Origin of the sequence: Pseudovibrio sp. POLY-S9 (assembly GCF_001431305.1) — a bacterium.
Taxonomy (GTDB): Bacteria; Pseudomonadota; Alphaproteobacteria; order Rhizobiales; family Stappiaceae; genus Pseudovibrio.
This window is the reverse complement of sequence record NZ_LCWX01000083.1, coordinates 1-263: the sequence shown is the minus strand read 5'-3', so window position 1 is coordinate 263 and position 263 is coordinate 1. Positions and strand designations below refer to the sequence as shown.

At 52.1% G+C, this 263-nt stretch carries 1 protein-coding gene; it reads left to right on the top strand.

What is annotated here, in order from left to right; all coding sequences use genetic code 11:
• A partial coding sequence (locus tag PPL9_RS06475; RefSeq protein ID WP_244273359.1) for a phage late control D family protein occupies positions 1-263 on the top strand: 263 nt, incomplete at both ends.

The window sequence follows — 263 nt, the reverse complement described above, 5'->3', positions numbered from 1 at the left end:
GTGCAGTACCGGGAAAGTCACTTAAGCTTTTTAGATCGCATCACGGCAGAAGAAGGCATCTGGTACTACTTCACACATAGTGCCAACGGCCAGCATACGCTGCAGTTCATTGATAACCCGCAGATCGTCTCCGAGTTGCCGGACCAGCCTAAGTTGGAATACAACGCCATGGCTGGTGGAGCTGTCAAAGGTGTCTATTGCAACAGCTTTGTTTTGCGCGAGCAGCTGCGCGCCACCAGCTTCATGCAGCGCGATTATTCCTT